At 64.2% G+C, this 13,712-nt stretch carries 6 protein-coding genes, 1 tRNA gene, 1 rRNA gene and 6 pseudogenes; 3 read left to right on the forward strand and 11 right to left on the reverse strand.

Annotation, left to right across the window (positions count from 1 at the left end; genetic code table 11):
* Positions 1–217 precede the first annotated feature (217 nt).
* The 3 genes from FCF25_RS06170 to FCF25_RS06180 all read right to left on the reverse strand — a co-directional run bounded on the left by FCF25_RS06170 (position 218) and on the right by FCF25_RS06180 (position 2,999).
* A tRNA-Ala gene (locus FCF25_RS06170) sits at positions 218–289 on the reverse strand.
* Between the two features lie 154 nt (positions 290–443).
* Positions 444–1,916 (reverse strand): 16S ribosomal RNA (locus FCF25_RS06175).
* 774 nt (positions 1,917–2,690) lie between these two features.
* Positions 2,691–2,999, reverse strand: a complete 309-nt coding sequence (locus tag FCF25_RS06180) for a non-histone chromosomal MC1 family protein (protein WP_117593992.1) — start codon at positions 2,997–2,999, stop codon at positions 2,691–2,693.
* Between the two features lie 241 nt (positions 3,000–3,240).
* Between FCF25_RS06180 and FCF25_RS06185 the strand changes: the two genes are divergently transcribed.
* Positions 3,241–3,438, forward strand: coding sequence for an AbrB/MazE/SpoVT family DNA-binding domain-containing protein (locus tag FCF25_RS06185; protein WP_117593990.1), 198 nt, complete (start codon positions 3,241–3,243; stop codon positions 3,436–3,438).
* An 81-nt stretch (positions 3,439–3,519) separates the two neighbouring features.
* Entirely contained in the window at positions 3,520–4,575 is a 1,056-nt protein-coding gene (locus FCF25_RS06190) for a quinone-dependent dihydroorotate dehydrogenase (RefSeq protein WP_137047717.1), read from the forward strand.
* Between the two features lie 26 nt (positions 4,576–4,601).
* On the opposite strand, the gene FCF25_RS06195 is transcribed toward FCF25_RS06190, so the two are convergent.
* Complete coding sequence (locus tag FCF25_RS06195) at positions 4,602–5,381, reverse strand: formate/nitrite transporter family protein (protein WP_137047719.1); 780 nt, start codon at positions 5,379–5,381, stop codon at positions 4,602–4,604.
* Positions 5,382–5,515: 134 nt separating this feature from the next.
* Positions 5,516–8,108: pseudogene (locus FCF25_RS06200) on the reverse strand (valine--tRNA ligase).
* 124 nt (positions 8,109–8,232) lie between these two features.
* Here FCF25_RS06200 and FCF25_RS16020 point away from each other — a divergent pair.
* Positions 8,233–8,662, forward strand: a pseudogene (locus tag FCF25_RS16020) (pyridoxamine 5'-phosphate oxidase family protein); the annotation flags it as partial.
* Here the strand turns inward: FCF25_RS16020 and FCF25_RS16025 are convergent.
* From FCF25_RS16025 to FCF25_RS06220, 6 genes and pseudogenes are all read right to left on the reverse strand, one after another.
* Positions 8,649–9,128 carry a PLP-dependent transferase gene (locus tag FCF25_RS16025; protein ID WP_394347884.1) on the reverse strand — a complete coding sequence of 160 codons (480 nt, stop codon included), beginning with the start codon at positions 9,126–9,128 and terminating at the stop codon, positions 8,649–8,651. The pseudogene FCF25_RS16020 and the gene FCF25_RS16025 sit on opposite strands and share 14 nt — an antisense overlap.
* Complete coding sequence (locus FCF25_RS16030; RefSeq protein ID WP_394347885.1) at positions 9,013–9,306, reverse strand: PLP-dependent transferase; 294 nt, start codon at positions 9,304–9,306, stop codon at positions 9,013–9,015. The genes FCF25_RS16025 and FCF25_RS16030 overlap by 116 nt, the downstream gene beginning before the upstream one ends.
* Before the next feature lie 164 nt (positions 9,307–9,470).
* Positions 9,471–9,749, reverse strand: a pseudogene (locus FCF25_RS16035) (PLP-dependent transferase); the annotation flags it as partial.
* 61 nt (positions 9,750–9,810) lie between these two features.
* A pseudogene (locus FCF25_RS16040) lies at positions 9,811–10,104 on the reverse strand (PLP-dependent transferase); the annotation flags it as partial.
* A 170-nt stretch (positions 10,105–10,274) separates the two neighbouring features.
* A pseudogene (gene pheT, locus FCF25_RS06215) lies at positions 10,275–12,068 on the reverse strand (phenylalanine--tRNA ligase subunit beta).
* Positions 12,068–13,567, reverse strand: a pseudogene (locus FCF25_RS06220) (phenylalanine--tRNA ligase subunit alpha). Before FCF25_RS06220 ends, pheT begins: the two co-directional pseudogenes overlap by 1 nt.
* Positions 13,568–13,712: the final 145 nt, after the last annotated feature.

Below are 13,712 nucleotides of genomic sequence, written 5' to 3' on the forward strand. Positions count from 1 at the left end.
TGATGGACACTGTAATCCGTTCGAGTCAATCGAACGGGTCCAGTGGACGTCTGGATTGCACGTACACACGGTTTCATGACACGTGCCGGAGTGAATGGTCACGTGTTCAACCCTTCCCACCCGCGCTTGCACGGGGTGGTGCATCGGTCTTGCTTCGGAGTTGAATCGAGTGGCGTCTCCCACTTAAGGGACACGGTCTTCGATTCACTCCGAGTGATGGACCCACAGGGATTCGAACCCTGGGCATCCTCCTTGCAAAGGAGGCACTCTACCACTGAGCTATGGGCCCACTCCCAGTCGTCGACCGAATTGAGTCGAGAGCTGGGAGCGTCTTTGTGGAGCCAACGTAGTTCTGAGGTGCCCGACCGAGCGATGGTCGTCGGCGATCTCGGACGCGTGCAATGAAAGGTGTGCCAGGCGCGTCGGCCTGGTCACGGGTCAGTAGGAGGTGATCCAGCCGCAGATTCCCCTACGGCTACCTTGTTACGACTTAAGCCCCCTTGCGAAGCCCAGATTCGACTTTCGTGTGAAAGCCTCATCCGGACCTCACTCGGGTGCTTTGACGGGCGGTGTGTGCAAGGAGCAGGGACGTATTCACCGCACTCTTCTGAAATGCGATTACTACCGAATCCAGCTTCATGTGGGCGAGTTTCAGCCCACAATCCGAACTACGACCGGGTTTCTGAGATTACCGTCCTCTTTCGAGGTTGGAACCCTTTGTCCCGGCCATTGTAGCCCGCGTGTTGCCCAGCACATTCGGGGCATACTGACCTACCGTTGCCCGTTCCTTCCTCCGTGTTAGCCACGGCAGTCTCCTTAATGTACCCAACCACCCGGGGGTGTTGCTGGCAATTAAGGATGCGGGTCTCGCTCGTTGCCTGACTTAACAGGACGCCTCACGGTACGAGCTGACGGCGGCCATGCACCTCCTCTCAGTAGCTCAACATAGAGGTCATCAACCTGATGATCATCGCTACTGTCGATGCTGGTGAGATGTCCGGCGTTGAGTCCAATTAAACCGCAGGCTCCTCCGGTTGTAGTGCTCCCCCGCCAATTCCTTTAAGTTTCATCCTTGCGGACGTACTTCCCAGGCGGCCTGTTTAGCGGCTTCCCTACGGCACAGCACCCACTCGTAGTGGGTGCCACACCTAACAGGCATCGTTTACGGCTAGGACTACCCGGGTATCTAATCCGGTTCGAGACCCTAGCTTTCGTCCCTCACTGTCGAGTCCGTCTTCCCAAGGTGCTTTCGCCATCGGCGGTCCGTCCAGGATTACGGGATTTCACTCCTACCCCGGACGTACCCCTTGGGTCTTCCGGCTCCAAGCCGTGTAGTTTTCACCGGACGTCCATCCGTTGAGCGGATGGATTTCCCGATGAACTTACGCGGCCAGCTACGGACGCTTTAGGCCCAATAAAATCGGTCATCACTCGAGCTGCCGGTATTACCGCGGCGGCTGGCACCGGTCTTGCCCAGCTCTTATTCGTGAACCTCCTTACGGTTCACAAAAGCGAGGACTGTATGCCCTCGCACTCGGGGTCCCCTTGTCGCACTGTCGTGCAGTGTAAAGGTTTCGCGCCTGCTGCGCCCCGTAGGGCCCGGAATCTTGTCTCAGATTCCGTCTCCGGGTTCTTGCTCTCACAACCCGTACCGATTATCGGCACGGTGGGCCGTTACCCCACCGTCTACCTAATCGGCCGCAGCCACATCCTACAGCGCCGGAGCGTTTCTGGTACTCGGCATTCCAGCGTGGGTACGGTATGAACTATTAGCCTCAGTTTCCCGAGGTTATCGTTCTCTGTAGGGTAGTTTGGCCACGTGTTACGGAGCTATCCGCTACGAGTCTGAACTCGTACAACTAGCATGGCTAAATCGGACCCCGATAGCAATGACCTCCGGCAGGATCAACCGGAATGTTCCTGACCCGAATGGGTCAGGGGGTGGCGGGATTTGCTCTCTGACGAGAGCGAATCACCGTTATAGGTATTGCATGGTCCGAGTTCGGCGACGGGACCGTCGGTCGGTCGGGTGTCACCGAACTACGTTGGCTCACATCAGATTCCGTCTGTACGGCGGACCGCAGGGGCGGAATCCTCATTTCCTTCGGACCTGAGTCAAAGCGATTCGCGGGTATAAACCCGTCGGATTCGCTTCGACCAGTCCACGATTGATGGCCGAGTTGAACGGCCTCGCAATCGCATCGTGTCTTGTCTTTCCGCATTACCTCCGAATGCCCTGATACACTTAAGGGCATCGGATGCCGGTCGTCACCAAATCGATATCCGGCGACGACCTGAGCGTACTTCGACGTGAACGCCCTTAGCATATAAGGGCGTCGTCTCGGGACTGCCACAGGGTTCGTGCAGAGCACGACTTCGGGGCAACCCCGGCCGCCCTGTCGGGGGCGACCTTCGCATTACCGGCAACGGCAGGGTCACATAAAAGACCGTCGAACCGAGTGCTCCCCGTCATGCGGTTTCACACCGCGAGAGAGTCAGAGACACGCGAGAGTGTCGAACGGCGACGTGACTCCGAAAGGAGTGTCGCACGGCAGGAGGTCGACCGGTCATCCCACGCATCGTACGTGCGGTCTGGTCGAGTGGTAGCCGCGCAGTTGTGCCTCTGAGCACGCGATAAAAAATCCTGTCGGAGAGCAGCGGCTTCAAAAGATGTCCGGACGGCGAATCTCCTACTCTTCGATGTGTTCGATGCCCTTCTTCGAGACGTTCGCCTCGGTGATGTCGTCGGGCATCCAGTCGGGTTTGTTGTCGGGTGCGGTCTCGTTCCACGCCCACCCGTCGTAGATGTGGACCTTGTCCGTCCCCTTCTCTCGGAGCCGGAGCTCGGTCCGGTCGGCGTCCTCCTCGGAACTCCCCGGTTCGAGCCGCCTCGCGGCCTTCAACGCCGCTTGTCGGGGGGTGTTACCCGAGAACACGCTCGACTCTGTTCCACTCGTATCTCGAAGGGCAAAATTGCGTTTACCGTCTTCACGTACCATGGTTTTCTGTTCTCCATGGCAACCGAACGCACGGTCCGATATAAATATATCGGCTAAATGAGCACTATCCGACGAAACTGTTAAATATTATCCCCGAGCGTGCTGGCGATTAGTGGCGGGTCGACCATCGTCGTCGCCGAATACTCCGCCTCTGTGTCGTGTTTTTCGCTCGCGCGCACGCGAGGCGCGGTGAGACAACACTTATGTATATCCTACGGCGAAGTTCGAGTAGACAACCGCGATGGTTCGGAAAAAGAAGCTCAGCCCGAGTGGTGCCAAAGACGAAAACGGCGAATACCACAACGTACACGTGAACCTCCACGAAGACGAACTCGCGGTCGCTGGTCTCGAGATCGGTGACGAAGTGTTCGTCCGCGTCCGCGACAACAAGATCATCATCCAGAAAGCCGACCCGGACGAAGTAGAACACGACTTCTGAGAGCGTCCAATTCTCGATGAGCCCACCCGTCGAGCGACGCGTCCGGCGGATTAATGCGCCAGCGTCGACAGGGTACGCACGATGCGACTGTACGACGCGACGAAACCGGCGCTGTTCGCGCTGCCGCCCGAGACGGCCCACCGAACCACCCACCGTTTGCTCCGCGCCGTACAACACACCCGAGTGGAGGACGCTCTCGCGCGTCGGTACACCGTCGACGACGACCGTCTGCGCGTGGACCTGTTCGACGAGTCGTTCCCCAACCCCGTCGGCGTCGCCGCCGGCTTCGACAAGAACGCCGAGATTCCCTCGGTTCTCGCCGCCCTCGGCTTCGGCCACGTCGAAGTCGGCGGCGTCACCGCCGAGCGCCAACCCGGAAACCCCCGTCCGCGGATGTTTCGTCTCCCCGAGGACCGGGCCATCGTCAACCGGATGGGTTTCAACAACCACGGGGCCGACGCGGTGGGCGAGCGACTCGAATCGGGAGAGCTCCCGGACGTACCCGTCGGCATCAACATCGGGAAGTCGAAGTCGACGCCGCTCACCGAGGCGGCCGACGACTATCTGTACACCTACGAACGCGTCGCCGACGCGGGCGACTACTTCGTCGTCAACGTCTCCAGTCCGAACACGCCCGGACTCCGCGACCTCCAGAACCGCGAGTCCCTGGAGCGTATCCTCGGCGGACTCGCGGACGCCGGCGCGTCGCCGCTGCTCGTCAAACTCTCCCCGGACCTGCCGGAACCGGCTATCGAAGAGGCGCTCGCCGTCGTCGACGACCTGTCCCTCGACGGTGTCGTCGCCACCAACACGACGACGGAGCGACCCGCCTCGCTGCGGAACCCGAACCGGGCCGAACGCGGCGGCCTCTCCGGGAAACCCATCGAGAACCGCGCGACGAAGATGATACGGTTCGTCGCTCGCCGAACCAGTGTTCCAATAATCGGCGTCGGCGGCGTCTCCGATGCGGAGGGGGCCTACGAGAAGATACGCGCTGGCGCGAGTCTCGTCCAGTTGTACACGGCGCTCGTCTACGAGGGGCCGAGCGTCGCCCGCGACATCAACGCGGGGCTGCTGGAGTTGCTGGAACGCGACGGTTTCGACAGCGTCGAAGCGGCCGTCGGCGTCGACCGCTGAAGGAGCAGCGCCGCGCGGCGTCCGATTCAGTCGCCGGCCTCGCGCGCGCCTCTCACCTGCGCGACGTGGGTGAGGGTGACGAGTCCGAGTCCGCCCACGAGGTTACCCGCCGTGACCACGGCCGTGGTCGCCGCCAGCGCACCGAGGCCGATATCGACGCCGAAGAACATGCCGAACAGCACGTGCAGCACGGTGACGATGACGTGGTCGAAGGGGCCCAAAGCCAACAGGACGCCGACGATGTAGGCCAGGGAGATACGGCTTCCGACGCTGTTGACGCCCTGTAGGAGAAACGACAGCAGGGTCACGAGCGCGCCGCCGGTGAACGCTTTCACGAACTCGGCGGCCGTCCCGCGGTGGATTATCTCCTCGGCGACTGTGCTCAGCGCCTCCGCCGAGCCCGCCGGCAGCGCGCCGTCGACGGAGAGGAGGAACACGAACGGGGCACCGCCGACGAGGTTGAACGTGAACGTGACGACCCACAGCCGAAGGAGCGGCCCGATAAGCCACGAGTCGGGGTCGAGGGCCGCCTTCGCCGCGGGGTCGAAGAAGTTCTCGTTGAACAGTTCTGCCCGGCCGACGATGAGGAACACGAGGCCGACGCCGAAGGCGAGCGCGCCGGCGAGGTGGCCGAGCCCCGGTCCGACCGCCGCGCGGACGATGCCGAGCGCGGCCAGGCCGAAGACGATGGTGAACCCGGCGATGAAACTCGTCGAGACGAGTTCGAGCAGCGACTGGTCGAGGCGTCGGGCGCCCTCTTCGGCCGCCCGGTCGAAAATCTCGTCGGGAGCGGGAGCGACGGTCACACGTTCACAGTCGTCGGACGGCAGGAAAAAAGTGAGGTGAGGTTCTGCGCGCTCCGACACCGAAAGAAGAGGCGGGAAGAGAAACGGGAGCGAAACGGGAGCGAAACCGGATGCAAGAGTGAGACGCGCCCGACTCAGTTCCGCACGATGACGATTGCGTCGCCCGCTTCGAGCATCTCGCCCTCACCGGTGTACCGGCGCTCGCGGTCGACCTCGAACATCTCCGAGTCGAGTTCGAGCCCCGCGACCGAGAGCGAGTTCTCGCCGAGTTCGTACTCGCCGGTTTCCAGTCCGGCTTCGATATCCGGAACCTGACTGCCGTACTCGGGGCCGACGACGGAGTAGTCGAGGTCGATGCCCGTCACGACGGACTCGATTTCGGGTTCTTCTTCGAGCGTCGACAGCGACTCGACGTGCATCACCCGCTGTATCTCCTCCTCGAAGCCGGCGACGTTACCGTACACGTCGACGGTGTCGATGGACGCGTTCAGCGACAACTGTGCGTCGCTCTTGTACTTGCGGAGCGCGCCGACGACGGCCATCGCCGTCTCGCCGGCCTCGTGGTCGGCGTCGAGGCCGAGCGGTTCGGGCCACTCGGTGTTGTGGACGCTGCGGTCGTCGTACATCTCGCGCCACAGTTCCTCGGCGATGTGCGCGAGAAACGGCGCGAACAGCTTCAGGAAGCGTCGGTGCGCCGTCTGGAGCGCGTACGCCGCCGACTCGTCGTCGCGCTCTTTGGCGATTTCGAGGTAGTCGTCGCAGAACGTGTGCCAGAAGAAGCTCCGGAGGTGGTCTCGGGCCTTCGAGAACTCCCGGGCTTCGAGCTTCTCGGTGACGAATCGGACGGTGTCGTCCATCTCCGCGAGCAGCCAGCGGTCGATGGCCCGCAGGTCGTCGGGCTCGTCGAGTCGCCCGTCGGGGGTGAGGCTGTCGACGAGCTTCGAGGCGTTCCACAGCTTCCGCAGGAGCTTCTCGCCCGCGACGATGCCCTTCTCGTTGTACGGTAGGTCGTCGCCGACGGCGCTGCCGGCGGCCCAGTAGCGCGCGGCGTCGACGGGGTACTCGTCGAGCACCTCGTCGGGCGAGACGATGTTGCCCAGCGACTTGGACATCTTCACGCGGTTCTCGTCGAGCACCATCCCGTTGATCATCACCGAGTCGAATGGCACCTCGCCGGTGTGCTCGTAACACTTGACGACGGTGTGGAACAGCCAGAAGGAGATGATGTCGTGGCCCTGCGGGCGCACGTCGAACGGGTATATCTCGGGGCGCTCCATCGCGTACTCCTCGCTCTCGGCGTCCCAGTCCCAGCCGGCGTTGATGAGCGGCGTCAGCGAGGAGGTGGCCCACGTGTCGAACACGTCGTCCTCGGCGACGAACCCGTCGTGGCCGCACTCCGAACAAGCGTCGACCGGGGGGTCGTCCGACAGCGGGTCGACCGGCAGGTCCTCCTTGCGGGCGATGACCTCGTGGTCGCACTCCGCGCAGTACCAGACGGGGAACGGAATCCCCGAGGAGCGCTGTCGGGAGATGGACCAGTCCCACTGCAGTCCCTCTATCCAGTTCTTATATCGAGTAAACATCTTCTCGGGGAACCACTCCATCTGGCGGCCCGCCTCCAGATACTCGTCGGTCTTGTCGAGCAGTTTGATGTACCACTGCTCGGTGACGAGGAACTCGACGCTCGTCCCGCAGCGCTCGTGGACGTTCACGACGTGGGTGATGCTGCGGCGGTCCAGAAGGACGCCCGCGTCGTCGAGGTCCGAGACGATGGCCTCGCGGGCCTCGTCGCGGTCGAGGCCGGCGTACTCGTCGGCCACCTCGGTCAGCGTGCCGGACTCGTCGATGGCGATGCGGAGGTCGAGGTCGTGCGCCTGGTACCACTCGATGTCGTTCTGGTCGCCGAACGTACAGCACATGACGATACCGGACCCCGTCTCCATGTCGACGCGGTCGTCGGCGATGATCGGGACGGACTGACCGAACAGCGGAATCGTCGCCTCCTCGCCGACGAGGTGCTGGTTGTCGTCGTCGTCCGGGTGGACGAAGACGGCGACACAGGCCGGGAGGAGTTCCGGCCGCGTCGTCGAGATGACGAACGACTCGTCGGAGTCGGTCACCTCGAACTCGATGTCGTGGAAGTGACTCCGGCTGTTCGTCGTCCTCCGTTTCGACCTGCGAAATCGCGGTTTCGCACTCGGGACACCAGATGGCGGGGGCGCGCTGGCGGTACTCGCGGCCCTGTTCGTACAGTTCGATGAAGGAGAGCTGCGAGGCGCGCTGGACGCGCGGCTCGATGGTCCGGTAGGTCCGGTCCCAGTCGATGGAGATGCCGAGCGCCTGCATCTTCTCGGTGAACTCCGACTCGTACTCAGCGCAGACCTCGCGGCAGAGCTGTTGGAACTCGCGGCGCTCGTAATCCTGGTGCCGGATACCGAGTTCGTCCTCGGTTAGTCGCTCGGAGGCGATGCCGTTGTCGTCGTAGCCGAACGGGAAGAAGATGTTCTCGCCGCGCATCCGCTCGAAGCGGGCGACGAAATCCTGTAGCGTGAAACCGTACACGTGGCCCCAGTGGAGACTCCCCGACACCGTCGGCGGCGGCGAGTCGATGGAGAAGACCGTATCCCCGTCTACCGCGGCGTCGTCGTAGTCGTACGTCTCCTCGTCGAGCCACCGCTCCTGCCACTTTCGTTCCGTGGCCTCCGGGTCGTATGCTCCACTGGGCATTCTCGTCGGAGTCTACTCCCCGGACCGCTGTTAAACGCCTCGGTTGGCAGACGGAAATCCCGGCCGCGCGGGGCCGAGACGGACGCGACCGGATTGTTTTGTGTTGCCACGACGTACGCACGGTATGCAGGGAATCCGCTGGGTGCAACTGAGCGCCGACGAACTGAACGAGTTCCTCGGGTCCGGGGGTACAGGCGTCATCTCCTTCGGCGAGGGAGTCGACGAGTCGCCGTTCACCGTTCCGGTGTCGTACGGGTACGACGCGGAGACGCGGAGCTTCTACTTTCGGCTCTCGTTCCGACCGGAGAGCACAAAGGAGGAGGTCGTCGACAGGCCCGTCACGTTCGTCGCGCACGCCCGGACCGACGATGGGCTGGCGAAGCGCCGTGGCGACCGGCACGCTCGAAGACGTGACCGAGGCGTCCTACGAGTCGAGCGCCGTCCAGGGTTTGTGGGCGGTCGAGATTCCGGAAGTGGACATCTTCGAGCGGCCGCCGGAGGAGATCACCTTCAGGGAGTACCGCCTCGACCCGAAAACGCTCACGGGCGAAAAGAGGTCGGAACCGACGAGTGACCACGTGGAAAGCGAAGCGGGAAATCGAGACGGGAGAACGAAACGGGAAAGCGAGACGGGAGAACGAAGCGAGAGAGCGAAACGGCGAAGCGAACCGAATCAGTCGTCGTCCAACGTCGCCGCCGCGTCGCTTCCCGCCGTCGAGTGCGACGCCAGCGCCGCGAAGCCGGCCTCCAAGTCCCGAGAGGAGGTCGTCGACGTGCTCGACGCCGACCGAGATTCGAATCAGCGAGTTCGAGATGCCTGAGTTCGTCGCGTTCGGCCTGCGACAGCGGCGAGTGAGTCATCGTCGCCGGGTGTTCAATGAGCGACTCCAACGCCGCCGAGGGCTCACCGCGAGCGAGAAACTCCGAGAGGTGGCCGAGGAACTCGGCGGTGCCGTTGAGGTCCGCGTCCAGTTCCACCGAGAGCACGCCGCCGTAGCCCGACATCTGCCGATTCGCCAGTTCGTGCTGTGGGTGGCTCTCCAGGCCGGGGTAGTGCACCGCCCGCACGCGGTCGCTGGTCCTCCAGGAACCGCGCGACTTCCATCGCGTTCTCGTTGTGCTGGCGCATCCGCAGCGGGAGCGTCTTCGTCCCCCGCAACACGAGATACGAGTCGAACGGCGAGAGCATGTTCCCCATGCCGACGCGCTGGAGGAACGCGATCTCCTCCGAGAGTGTCCGGACAGTCGGTGACGGCCGCCCCGCCCAGCGAGTCGCTGTGACCGTTGAGGTACTTGGTCGTAGCTGTGGACGACCACGTCGGCGCCGAGTTCCAGCGGGTTCTGACACGCCGGACTGAGGAAGGTGTTGTCGACGCCGAGCAAGCGCGCCGTGTTCGCGCGCAACCCCCGGCGATGGCTTCGATGTCGCAGAGGCGCAGGAGGGGATTCGTCGGCGTCTCCATCCAGACCAACGTGGTTTTCCTCGCGCATCGCGTCTGCGACGGCGTCGACCTCGCGGGCGTCGACGAACGACACGTCGACGTGGAGGCGTTCCTCGAACAGTCGAGTCAGCATCGTGCGCGTCCCGCCGTAGAGGTCGTCGAAGGCGACGACGTGGTCGCCGGGTTCGACGGCGGCCATCCACCGTGGCGACGATGGCTGCGGTACCGGAGGCGAAGGCGAACCCGTGTTCGCCGCCTTCGAGCGCCGCCAACCGGTGTTCGAGCGCGTTCCGCGTGGGGTTCGAGAGCCGCGAGTAGAGGAACTGCCCCTCGTCGGGGTCCAGATCTTCGAGCCCCACGTCGGGGTCGATGTCGGAAATCTCGTACGTCGAACTCAGGTGGAGGGGACGACGACGTCCTCGACGCCCTCGGCGGGGGCTGCTGGTCGCGTTCGCCGTGGGGTCACCCGACAACGTCTCGAACTGTTTTTCGTGAGGGTTCATGACGACTCGATGTGCGACAATCAGCCACATATACCCTTCGGAGCCTGACATTCCCAAGAAGAATAACGCAAAAATAGATATTCTTTCGAGTTATTTGTGTTCAGCCGAAGAGAATCGAGGTCGGATATACGGCAGACGCTGCGAGAGCGAAGAGAGCGGAGAGAGCGGAGAGAGAGAGCAACGAAGGGAGAACGAAGAGAGGAAACGGAGATGTGAACGGCTTACTCCAGCGCCGCCAACTCGAACTCGAACGCGACGACGGGCAGTTCGAGGTCGTGTCCGACGAGCACCTCGGGGTGCACTTCGCCGACGACACCGACTTCCTCGCCGTCGACGGACGACGGCGGCGGTCCGCCCGTCGATGAACGACGGGTGTTCGGCCGCGGGCGTCGCCAGTTCGACGCCGAAGTCGCGGCAGAGCGCCTGCAGTTTGGCTTTCGCGTCCTCGTACGTCGCGTCGTGGCGAGCGAGCACGCCCGCGACGCGGTGGCTCTCGGCGACGCCGGTGTTCTCGCTACCGTCCTCGTGGGCGACGAAAGCCGACTTCCGAGAGGTCCTGCGGGTACGCGCGGTGCGTGTTGTTCTCCAACACCGTCATCAGCGACGGCAGCGCCCACGTCCCGCAGCATCGTGTAGTCCTCGCTGTAGGGTTCGACGATACGGACCGGCGGCGTCGCGCCGAGTGGGGTCTCGGCGTCGCTCTCCGAGTCGGATTCGACGCTCATCCGGTCGTAGTTCGTCGCCTCGTCGGTCATGTGGAAGTTGAGCATGTCCTCGAAGCCGAGGCCGACGAGTCGCTCGCGTACCGCGCGTTCGAGGTCCGAACGGTCGTGGCGGCCGCCGACGGTCCCCACGTCGGGGTAGCGCGGTTCGAGCGTGTTGAACCCGTAGGCGCGGCCCACGTCGTCGACGACGAGGTCCACCGGGTGAAGCACGTCGACGCGGTACGGGGGAATCTCGACGTCGTAGCTCATCTCCTCGCCGAGATTCGTGGTGGCGTCGAGACCCGAACGCTCGAACAGGTCGACGACCGCCTCGAACTCCAGTTCCGTGCCGAGAAGCGTCTCGATGCGGTCGTGCTTCACGGTCTTGGTGTCGACGTCGAAGTCGGGGCGGACGAGCGTTCCGTCCGGCGTCTCGACTTCCACCTGCTCGACGGTCCCGCCGCGCGCGCGACAGCGCGTAGCAGATGATGTTGCACATCTTGTCGATGGTCCACTGGTCGGTGCCGGTGAGTTCGACCAGCAGGTCGGTCGAGTCCTCGTCGACCTCGGTGCGGCGGCCGTTGATGACCGGCGGGAACGAGAAGAGACCGAGTTCGTCGTAGATGGCCGGGTAGCGCTCGTAGTCGGCGACGATGTCGGCGTACTTCTCGCCGGTCGGGTGCCGTTCGAGCACCTCGGCGGGCGTCAGTTCGGCGTCCGAATCGAGCGGGACGAACCGTTCGCCGTCGGGGTCGACCCCGCGGTAGGTGATGGAGTTCCCCCTCGTCGACGGACTCGACTCGCGCCGCTCGTTCACCTCCTCCGGCCGCTGTCGGTTCCGACGTCGCGCTCGCCGAGGTTCGCCCCCTTCAGCATCACCAGATCGTGGATACCGATAGCGCCCTTGACGCGCTTTCGGCCCATCGTCGCGTGGAGCTTCTCCTGCAGTTGGATGAGCGAGTCGAGGGCGTCCCCGTCGAGGTCGACGCCGCGGACGACCGCGCCCGTCACGTACGGCCGCTGCTCGGGCACCGACTCGTCGACCTCGATAGTCCAATCGGGCGAGTTCGTCTGCGGGACGTACACGCCGCGGTCGTCGCCGTACTGGTAGCGGAGCGACCGGGCGACGCCCTCGACCGAGAGGCGGTCGAGGCGGTCCGGGCCGAACTCGAACTGGAGCAGGCCGTCCTCGGTCTCGCCCTCGTACTCGAGTCCGAGCGCGAACAGGTCCTCTTTGAACTCGTCGTCGGATTTCTCCTCGTGGCCGGTCAACCGGCGAAGTTCGTCGGTGTCTACGTCTACAACTGGCATTAGCGAATCACCTCCGCGTTCCGCAGGAAGTCGAGGTCGGCGAGCGTTCCGTGCAGGTCTCGGATGTCTTCGGCGCCCGTGACGAGCATGGCGAGACGTTCGAGCGCGAGCCCCCACGCCATCACGTCGCAGTCGACGCCGAGCGGTTCGAGCACTTCGGGACGGAACACGCCCGAGTTGCCGATTTCGATGAGTTCGCCCGTCGTCGGGTGGCGGCCGAACAGCTCGAAGCTCGGCTCCGTGTAGGGGTTGTAGTGCGGCTTGAACTGGACGTCCGTGATGCCGAACTGGCGGTAGAACTCCTCGAACGTCCCCATCAGGTCGCGCACCGAGAGGTCTTCGGCCATCACCCAGCCCTCTATCTGGAAGAATTCGAGCAAGGGGTCGCGTCCAAGGTGTCGTTGCGGTACACCTTCTCGACGGAGAAGTAGCGCTGCGGCGGTTCGAGGTCGCCCTCGGCGTAGCCCGAGAGGTAGCGCATCGACAGCGACGTGGTGTGTCCCGGAGGTCGATTTCGCGCGCGACGTCCTCGGTCCACGGCGAGTGGTAGCCGTCGCCGTCGTCGCCGACGCCCTCGCGGTGCGCCGACTCGACGCGGTCGAGGAGGTCTTCGGGAATCTCCTTCATCGGCGGCACGTCGAGGGCGAACTGGTCCCAGTGGGTGCGCGCCGGGTGGTCCTGCGGCATGAACAGGCAGTCGTTGATCCAGAACTCCGCGTCGGCGTGCGGCCCCTCCATCTCCTGAAAGCCCATGCCGACGAGCGTGTCTTTGACGCGTTCGGCGGTCTGGCGGAGGACGTGGACTTTCCCGCCGCGCTCCTCGGGCGCGTCGGCTTCGACGTTGTACTCGGTGAACTCCACGTCGCGCCACTCGCCCGACGTGAGCAGTTCGGGAGTCAGGCGGTCGACCGTCTCGGCGACCTCCACGCCTTCCATCATCGCGGTGACGCCGTCGTCGGTGAGCGAGACGGAGCGAACCGTCGACTCGTCTCTGTCGACGAGGCCGCGGCGGTCGAGTTCGTCGAGCGTCGACTCGTCGTCGACCGTCTCGCCGGCGGCGAGGGCGGCCAGCGCGTTCGCTTCAGCGTCGGCGTCGGGTCCGCGTCGGCGTCGACGACCAACTCGCCGCTGTCGATGCGGCCGTAACCCTTCCGCGCGAAGTTCGACAGCGCGATGTCGACCTCGGGGCCTTCGAGGCCCGACGCGCCGACGACCTGTCCCATCGGCACCGCGCCGTCGGCACCGCCCGCGTCGACGGCGGCGCGGTAGAGACGAACCTCGGGGAGGCCCGCCTCGATGTACTGTTCTCCTTCGTCGGTGAGCGTCGTCGTCGTCTCCGTCCGCTCGTCGATGGCGACGAGGCCGTCGTCGCGCAGGTCGAAGGCGGCGCGCGTCACCGCCTCCGGCTTGAGTCCTGTCTCGTCGGCGAGTTCGCCGACGGGCTTTTCGTCCGTACTCGCGGCTTCCAACACCGCGACCTGTGATTCCGGGAGTCGCATACTGAGTGCTGATTGTCGTGGACACCGTTTGCCCGCCTGTTAGCAGTTCCGAACGCGCTTCGTCCGTCGGCGGTCCACCGCCGGTCGGCGGAAAGCCGGCGGGTGGTCGGCGGACCGCCGACGAACGACCGGCCGACGCGAGCGG

Origin of the sequence: Haloprofundus sp. MHR1 (assembly GCF_005155585.1) — an archaeon.
Classification (GTDB): Archaea; Halobacteriota; Halobacteria; order Halobacteriales; family Haloferacaceae; genus Haloprofundus; species Haloprofundus halophilus.

Bases quoted from the DNA above. Each gene is read 5' to 3' on its own strand.
- FCF25_RS06180 (WP_117593992.1), bottom strand. From the start codon at position 2,999: ATGGTACGTGAAGACGGTAAACGCAATTTTGCCCTTCGAGATACGAGT.
- FCF25_RS06185 (WP_117593990.1), top strand. From the start codon at position 3,241: ATGGTTCGGAAAAAGAAGCTCAGCCCGAGTGGTGCCAAAGACGAAAAC.
- FCF25_RS06190 (WP_137047717.1), top strand. From the start codon at position 3,520: ATGCGACTGTACGACGCGACGAAACCGGCGCTGTTCGCGCTGCCGCCC.
- FCF25_RS16030 (WP_394347885.1), bottom strand. From the start codon at position 9,306: ATGGGGAACATGCTCTCGCCGTTCGACTCGTATCTCGTGTTGCGGGGG.